Raw genomic sequence first — 7,987 nt, 5'->3', positions numbered from 1 at the left:
AAAGGGGGTCCCTCTTCGACGCCGATCGGGGGTCCCTTTTGAACGCCGTTTGACAGTTCCGAGCGCCGTCAGCAGGATGACAATGCCGGCCACAACGGAAAGCGTCGCAGCCACCCCCACACACCAGCAACACCGCGGAAATGGAAGGTCGCCATGGCAATGAAGGCAAACATTGCGAAGCTCGCCAAAGTTGCGACTATAAGGGCCTCGGCCTGCCCCATTCCGATCCGGACCAACAGCAGCGAGAGGGCCACGGTTGCAAGCGATGTCACGCCGTAGGCCCCCAGCGTTCCCGCGATTGTGCGGAGAACCGCCGGCCAGCGTGCTCTTGCCCGTTCGCTTTGGCACATCATTGCCGGACTTTCCGCAAGAAGCGCTCACGGTTGAGCTGCGCAATCATGGCGACGAAGTACGACGACACGTCCGATATCAGATTAGTAATGCCGCCGTTATAGCATTTCTGGCTCAGATCGTCTTGCTAACGCAACGTACGGCGAACTGCATCTTGCCATCCGGCAACGAGCGTTTTGCGTTCAAAATTCGCCATTTTCGGTTCAAAAATCTGTCCCTGCGTCCAGGTTTCGGCCAGAGCGTTGAGATCCGCCCAGAGCCCTGTTGCAAGGCCCGCATGAAAAGCAGCGCCAAGCGCTGTCGTCTCAAGATGAACGGGCCGCTCAACCTTCGTCTCGAGCATGTCGGCAAGGAATTGGCAAAGCCAGTCATTGGCGGCCATACCGCCATCGACGCGCAGTTTGGCAGGGGCTGCGCCGCCATCTGAGACCATCGCTTCTGCAAGATCCATAGTCTGGTAGGCGACCGCCTCAAGCGCGGCGCGAGCGAGATGGGCCTGGGTCGCGTCAAGCGTCAGGCCAAAAATCGCACCACGCGCATCAGGATCCCAGTGAGGCGCGCCAAGTCCCACAAAAGCCGGAACCATATAGACACCATGACTGGAGGGAACCCGCGTAGCCATATCGTTCGTTTCACGAGCATGCGTGATGACGCCGATCCCGTCCCGCAACCATTTCACCGCCGCGCCAGCAACGAAAATCGAACCCTCAAGAGCATAGGTCATCTGCCCGTTCAGGCGATAGGCTGGTGTCGTGAGGAGGCGGTTATTTGATTCCAATGCCTCGGTACCCGTGTTGAGGAGCATGAAGCAACCGGTGCCATAGGTCGACTTCGCCATTCCCACGCCAAAGCAAGCCTGACCGAACAGCGCGGCCTGCTGATCCCCGGCAACACCGGCAATGGGGATTGCTGCGCCCAGAAGCGCAGCGTCAGTCGTGCCGAAATGATGCGCATTATCATGCACCTCGGGAAGCACCTGCATCGGCACACGCAGCAGACGACACATTTCCTCATCCCAACGTTGCTCGCGGATGTTGTAGAGCATCGTCCGACCAGCATTGGTCACGTCCGTGGCATGAACCTTCCCACCCGTCAGGCGCCAGATCAGGAAACTATCGATGGTGCCAAACGCAAGCTCACCCCTTTCAGCGCGCTCTCTGGCGCCGCCGACATTATCAAGAATCCAGGCGAGCTTGGTGCCCGAAAAATAGGGATCGACGAGAAGGCCGGTACGCGAGCGCACTTCCGCCTCAAATCCTTCCTCTCCCTTGAGTTCGGCGCATAGTCTGGCGGTACGGCGATCCTGCCACACGATGGCGCGATGGATCACCTTCCCAGTACCGCGCTCCCAAACGACCACTGTCTCGCGCTGGTTGGTGATGCCGATGCCGGCAATGCCGCCGGTACCCACCCCGCTCTTCTCGATAGCTTCTTTGGCAAGACGGAGGGTGTCGCGCCAAATGTCCTCCGGGTCATGCTCCACCCACCCCAGGTCGGGATAATGTTGTTCGAACTCACATTGCGCGCTTGCAACGGGACGCGCGTGCCTGTCGAACACGATGGCGCGCGTCGATGTCGTGCCTTGATCGATGGCCAGAATGTGCACAGGCTGAGGCATTAGGCGGCTCTCCGGGCTTTTCTTCAAAGGTTTACTTGACAGGCATGTCCGTATCGCCCGGCGCACCTGACTTGCTTCGCGAAGGTAAATATGGCTTGACGGCAATTTGATAGAGACCAGCGCCGAGCGTTCCACCAAGTAACGGCGCGGCAATCGGGACCCACCAGTAATTCTCGGGACTTGGAAAAGCGGCCTGATCGTATCCGGCGAGCCAAGCCAGAAGCCGTGGCCCAAAATCGCGAGCGGGATTGAGTGCCCAGGCTTCCAGATATCCTGCGGACGCGCCAATGGTCGCGACCAGCAGACCGATCATGAGAGCGCTCGAATTCGCCCGTGGCGCAACATCGTTGAACTCGTCCGTGATGGCGAAGATTCCCAGCAACAGGAGGCCGGTCAGGATCACTTCATCCCAGAATGCGTGGATCGGGGTGATATGTTCGCCGGGATGAGTGAAGAATACCCCAGCGGCGCCACCTGTCGCACGCGTCAAGCCATGGGCTGCATTATAAGCGTCAATCACCGGATGATAGAGTTGCAGCACCAGGCTGGCACCGATGAACCCACCTATCACCTGCGCTATCCAATAAGGCAAAATCTTGCGTTTGGGGAAACCACGGAAAAAAGCGAGCGCCAGCGTGACCGCTGGATTGGCGTGTGTTCCGGAAACGGCACCCGTGACATAGATCGCGATTGTCACGCCCAGCCCCCAGGCGATGCAAACGCCCCAATAGGCCTGAGCGTAGGGACTCGGGTCATAAAGGGTGATCATGGCTGCCGCACCATCACCGATCAGGATTATGAGCGCGACCGCCAAGGCCTCGGAGATGAGTTCGCCGATCAGGGCGCGGCGATATTCCACCTTCAAGTCTCCCCACGTTGGAACAATTTTCATCTGAAACTGCCCCATCTGCACACGCTTTCATATTAACGTCAACTCTTTCGTTTGCATTTTCGGTTTCGGCATATTATTTTCTATCGAAAGAAACCTGGGAATGATGCCCTTCGGATCGAACCAGGACACTTCCGCCGCCTTCCTATCGAGAGAAGATCGAATGACCGCATGCCCGCCCCCCTCTCCTGCTACCGGTATGCACGTCGAAACCTATGATTTGTTGATCGTGGGGGGAGGCGTGAATGGCGCCGGGATAGCACGCGACGCCGCCGGCCGCGGACTTTCGGTCCTGCTGGTAGAGCAGGACGATCTGGCCAGTTATACCTCCTCATCATCGACAAAACTAATCCACGGCGGGCTGCGTTATCTGGAATATTACGAATTCCGCCTAGTCCGAGAGGCTTTGATCGAACGCGAGCGGTTACTGGCTATGGCGCCGCACATCATGTGGCCGCTGCGGTTCGTCCTCCCGCAATCACTTTCCCCCCGCCCCGCCTGGATGGTCCGACTTGGCCTGTTCCTTTACGATAATCTGGGTGGCCGGAAGAACTTGCCCGGAACCGAAACGATAAACCTCGACCGGAGCCCGGGCGGGATCGGGCTCAAGCCCCAGAAGGGCAAGAAACGGGGCAAGGCTTTCGTCTATTCAGACGGGTGGGTGGAAGACAGCCGGCTCGTCGTACTTAACGCAATGGATGCGGCTGCCCGCGGCGCCCGGATCGAAACACGCACACAGCTAACGCAAGCACAAAACGAAAATGGCGAGTGGATTGCAACGCTCGAAACGAAAGCCGGTACAGTCCGTCAGGTGCGCGCAAGGATGCTGGTCAATGCCGCCGGTCCATGGGTCGATAAGGTTCTTGGCCGTATCGGGCGCAGCAACAACAATCGCGGCGTGCGGCTCGTCAAGGGCAGTCATATGATATTGCCGCGCCTCTACGATGGCGACCATGCGTTCATGCTGCAGAATCCGGACCGTCGCATCGTCTTCGCGATTCCTTATGAAGGCGAATTCACACTGATTGGCACCACCGATGAGCCCTGGACGGACGAACCCGGCAAGGCTGAAATCAGCCAGGGCGAAGTCGACTATCTGTGCGCGACGGTGAATCGCTATTTCGAAAAGGAGATTACACCGTCCGATATCGTGTGGAGCTATGCCGGCATCCGCCCGCTTTATGACGATCATGCTGCCAACGCCTCTGCGGTAACGCGTGACTATGTGCTCGATTTCGAGAAACCCGAGAAAACACGGGCGCCACTACTCAGTATCTTCGGCGGAAAGATCACCACTTATCGCAAATTGGCTGAGCATGCGATGGAGCATATAGCTGAAGTGTTCCCAACTGCCGGGAAGGCCTGGACAGCAGGTGAACCGCTGCCCGGTGGAAATCTGCCGGGGCAGGACTTTGATCGGTTTGTGGCTGACCTGTCATCGCGGTGGCCAGCCATGCCCTCAAAGTTGCTTCGCCGCCTCGCTCGGGCATATGGCACAGAAGCGATCCAGATTCTTGGCGCCGCAAGCGTTCCGGCTGACCTGGGCGAGGACTTCGGGGCCGGGCTCCACGCCGCCGAGATAGAATATCTGTTCGCGGCCGAATGGGCGCGTACAGCAGAGGATATTCTTTACCGACGCTCGAAGCTGGGCTTGCATGTGCCGCCTGGGACCGAGACTGAAATCGATGCCTATCTCAGCACACTTTCCCGGTGCGTCGCTTCGCTTTAGTGATCAGCAAGATCACAAGGAAACAGGAAGCAGGAGCAATGGAGCGAGGAACCGCGGCTGAAGGCGATGTCGTCGTAGCACGTCGAGAGCATATCCTGGAGATAGCCCGCAGCGCTGGCAGCGTTGCCGTTGAAGATCTAGCCGAGCGGCTTGGCGTAACACCGCAAACGATCCGCAAGGACCTGAACGTGCTAGCCGGACAGTCGCTGCTTTCCCGCATTCATGGCGGAGCGCTGGTGACCTCCGGCGTTGACAACCTGGCCTATGACGCACGTCGGACTGTCGCATCGAATGCGAAGGCTCGTATTGGGGCAGCAGCTGCCGCGCTGATCCCCAATGGCGCTTCCCTGTTCGTGAATATCGGCACCACAACCGAGGCTGTGGCTGCAAATTTTGTGCATCATCGCAACCTCATGGTGGTCTCGAACAATCTCAACGTCGTTGACACCCTTTCAGATCATCAGGCGATGGAACTTGTCTGCGTAGGCGGCAAGGTGCGCACCGGCGATCGTGCCGTGGTGGGAGCGCTCGCAATGCGCTTCATCGAAAATTTTCGCGTCGACTATGCGCTCATCGGCATCTCGGCGATCGATATTGACGGAAGTCTGCTCGATTTCGCGATCGATGAAGTGGAAGTCTCGCAGACGATCATCCGTAACGCGCGCAAGGTGATCCTTGTAGCTGATTCCAGCAAGGTGGGGCGCTCGGCTCCAGTGCGCGTGTGTGGAATGGATGTGATCGATTTCTTCGTCACTGATCGGATCGACGATCCGAATCTCCGTTCCACATGCGAACGTCATGGCGTCAGTCTGATCGAGACCAGCATTACTTGCTGACCTTCCCAAGCGATAGCGCGGGTACACTTGGTTGCATGGCAATACGTCAAGTGGGCGAACAGCCTCCTGGGGCTGCTTTGGTGATGACCTTCAGAGGGACTGCGCTATCTTTCAGGAGCAACGGATCAGCCCCGATCTAGCCGATGACCAATGCCCTGCCCATAGTCTTTCGTGGCATGCATGCAATCGAGCGCCGCGACGCCCCCGCGCTTCAGGGTCAGGATCTGTAATTGCAGTTGCTAGGCGGTGCCGATCGTTTAAGGTTCTCATGGATCTGGCCGAACTGGAGCTTGGTCGTGCTGTATCGGGTCTCACAGAGGCGAACGTTGCATTGACTCGGTGCGGGCTTTGAAACAACTGACTGCCTTCGCAGATCGTTCGTCCCTGCGTTCCCTCTGCGGACACCGCCCTCGGATCAGCTTTGACGCTGCACCGCTGGCAAACTGGTTCTATCCTACCTCACGCCTGGAACAAAGTGCCATCGCGCAGCATGGCATGCATGATGACCGCGAGCCGACGAGCGAGCGCGACACGGGGCGCTTTGCAACCTTCATGGAGCGCGGAGGCCTCGTTGCTCCCGATCGGGGCAGGACAATTCGCATGGCGCAGCCTTGACACTGCTCGACCTTGTTTGCGTCGGATACGCAGTCGACCAGCGATTTCCCCTCCCCTTCCTGATCCAAAGCTGAGGGGAAACGGTGTGAAATCGCTGATCTTTATGACGTCAGGCGACTTTTCCTCTGTGCCGCGTCACAGGACCGAGCCGAACATAGCGCCGATCAGACGCAGCGACTTTCTCGAAGCTCCGTCAGACAAGCTGGAATACAGAAGGATATCCTGAGCAGGCAATGGTGGCAGGTGCAGCGCCGCCCCCATGTCGATCACGTCCGCTGGTGCGACCTGCCGCCCAAGGGCGGCAACAGCCAGCCCCGCGGCGACGAAGGCTTCCATCCATGGAATAGATGCATCCTCAAGCGCACGGATTGTCATCGCCCGGACGGCGCAGGGGCTAGGCTGAACGGCGATGGGTAAGGACGTCGAACGGTCCCATGTCCATCCCGGTGCTGCCATCCAGCCGAACGCCTGTTGTCCGACGACCTCTCCCCCGCGTCTCGTTTCATCGAGCGGGAGCACGAAGGCCGCACCGATCGAACCACAATCCATTGCTTCCATGATTTCACGGGTCGTACCGACTTTCATTTCCAGAACGAGGCCGGGATCCTGAGAATGCAGGCGGGAAAGCATCGCCGGGATCTGCGGACCGAAGATATGATTGCTGAAGCCAATGGAGAGCCTTCTTTGTCGGCTGCCGAAGGAGCTCAGGGCCAGATCATGGGCAGTGATCAGGTCGCGGGCAGGCTGGAGAAACATTGCACCGGCTGCCGATAGCTGCACGGAACGCGGGGTACGCTCGACCAGTTGGTGGCCGAGTTCCGTTTCCAGTTTCCGGAGCTTTGTGCTGACCGCCGACTGCGCCAGATCCATTGCCGCCGCTGCCTTGGTGAAGCTGCGCAATTCGACGATCATCAGGAAGATTTTCACCGCATCGAGATCGAGCGTGTTCATTTTGTCATCCAGATTCGAGATCGCAGATATCATAAACAATCTCGTTTGATGAATGTACAGTTCAAAGCACAACGATGGCAACCTGAAGGGAGACCAGATGACAACGCGTCTCGCCGTCATCGCGCCGGGAGCGATGGGAAGTGCTGTCGCACGCGAACTTGTCGGCAGAGGCGCGCAGGTTCTGACCGTCATCGACAGCCGCAGTGAGCGGAGCACGTTGCGCGCACGCGATGCAGGCATGATCGCCGCCGACCTGTCCGATCTGCCCGGCTGCGACCTCATCCTGTCGATCGTTCCGCCGGACGCGGCGATCGGTCTGGCGCAAATGCTGGCACCCGTGCTGCGCCAGAGCCCGACGAAACCGGCGTTCATCGATTTCAACGCGATCAATCCGGCTACCATGCAAGACGTGTCGGCGGCACTGTCCGGAACGGGCTGCGATGTGCTGGATGGAGCGATCATCGGCCTTCCTCCGCAACAGGGCCGGGACGGCCCGACATTCTACATCAGCGGCGACCCGGACGGTCGTGCCGATGTCCTCGCCAGCTTTGGCCTGAAGCTGCGCCAGATCGATGGTCCGGTGGGTGCAGCATCGGCATTGAAGATGGTCTACGCCGGGATCAACAAAGGACTTGTTGCTTTGGGGACCGCGATGTTTCTGGCTTCGGAGCGCGCCGGCTGCGCACAGGCCCTGTCGCAGCAAATGAGTGAAAGCCTCCCCAACCTCCGGGGCCAGTTGATGCATGCTATTCCGGACATGTATGGCAAAGCCTACCGATGGGTTCCGGAAATGCGCGAGATCACCGCTTTCCTGGGAGAAAACGATCCGGCCTCCGGCATTTTCGATGCAGCCTCCCAAATCTTCGCGAGCATAGCGAAGGACGCGGACAGGACGCTCATCGCTGCTCTCGACCGGGTATTGTCTCAGACTGACAGCGGAGATGGCTCTGTTGCAAAAATCGTGAAGCTTGAGCATGCTTGGCGGAGATTGGACGGAC

Annotated in this window: 6 protein-coding genes; 3 read left to right on the top strand and 3 right to left on the bottom strand. The window is 58.8% G+C overall.

Annotation, left to right across the window (positions count from 1 at the left end):
* Positions 1-478: 478 nt before the first annotated feature.
* The gene (gene glpK, locus AX724_RS05625; protein WP_004207049.1) at positions 479-1,969 is read right to left on the bottom strand and encodes a glycerol kinase GlpK; all 1,491 of its coding nucleotides are present in this window, start codon (positions 1,967-1,969) and stop codon (positions 479-481) included.
* A 31-nt stretch (positions 1,970-2,000) separates the two neighbouring features.
* Positions 2,001-2,876 carry an MIP/aquaporin family protein gene (locus tag AX724_RS05620; protein WP_231736492.1) on the bottom strand — a complete coding sequence of 292 codons (876 nt, stop codon included), beginning with the start codon at positions 2,874-2,876 and terminating at the stop codon, positions 2,001-2,003.
* A 181-nt stretch (positions 2,877-3,057) separates the two neighbouring features.
* On the opposite strand from AX724_RS05620, the gene AX724_RS05615 reads away from it, so the two are divergent.
* The gene (locus AX724_RS05615; protein ID WP_066764257.1) at positions 3,058-4,587 is read left to right on the top strand and encodes a glycerol-3-phosphate dehydrogenase; all 1,530 of its coding nucleotides are present in this window, start codon (positions 3,058-3,060) and stop codon (positions 4,585-4,587) included.
* Entirely contained in the window at positions 4,587-5,423 is an 837-nt protein-coding gene (locus AX724_RS05610; RefSeq protein WP_331711422.1) for a DeoR/GlpR family DNA-binding transcription regulator, read from the top strand. The genes AX724_RS05615 and AX724_RS05610 overlap by 1 nt, the downstream gene beginning before the upstream one ends.
* 750 nt (positions 5,424-6,173) lie before the next feature.
* On the opposite strand, the gene AX724_RS05605 is transcribed toward AX724_RS05610, so the two are convergent.
* Positions 6,174-6,989 (bottom strand): LysR family transcriptional regulator, encoded by an 816-nt coding sequence (locus AX724_RS05605; RefSeq protein WP_231736489.1) that lies wholly within the window; start codon positions 6,987-6,989, stop codon positions 6,174-6,176.
* A 52-nt stretch (positions 6,990-7,041) separates the two neighbouring features.
* Between AX724_RS05605 and AX724_RS05600 the strand changes: the two genes are divergently transcribed.
* Positions 7,042-7,987: NAD(P)-dependent oxidoreductase (locus tag AX724_RS05600; RefSeq protein WP_156448006.1), on the top strand; the 946-nt coding region annotated here is incomplete at its 3' end.

The sequence above is a fragment of the Sphingobium sp. CCH11-B1 genome (genome assembly GCF_001556865.1).
Lineage (GTDB): Bacteria > Pseudomonadota > Alphaproteobacteria > Sphingomonadales > Sphingomonadaceae > Sphingobium.
The sequence above is the reverse complement of the archived record's forward strand: the minus strand, read 5'-3'. Positions and strand labels throughout refer to the sequence as shown.

What these genes read in the sequence shown, in the direction of transcription:
- glpK (WP_004207049.1), bottom strand. Translation starts at nt 1,969, where the DNA reads ATGCCTCAGCCTGTGCACATTCTGGCCATCGATCAAGGCACGACATCG.
- AX724_RS05615 (WP_066764257.1), top strand. Translation starts at nt 3,058, where the DNA reads ATGCACGTCGAAACCTATGATTTGTTGATCGTGGGGGGAGGCGTGAAT.
- AX724_RS05605 (WP_231736489.1), bottom strand. Translation starts at nt 6,989, where the DNA reads ATGAACACGCTCGATCTCGATGCGGTGAAAATCTTCCTGATGATCGTC.
- AX724_RS05620 (WP_231736492.1), bottom strand. Translation starts at nt 2,876, where the DNA reads ATGGGGCAGTTTCAGATGAAAATTGTTCCAACGTGGGGAGACTTGAAG.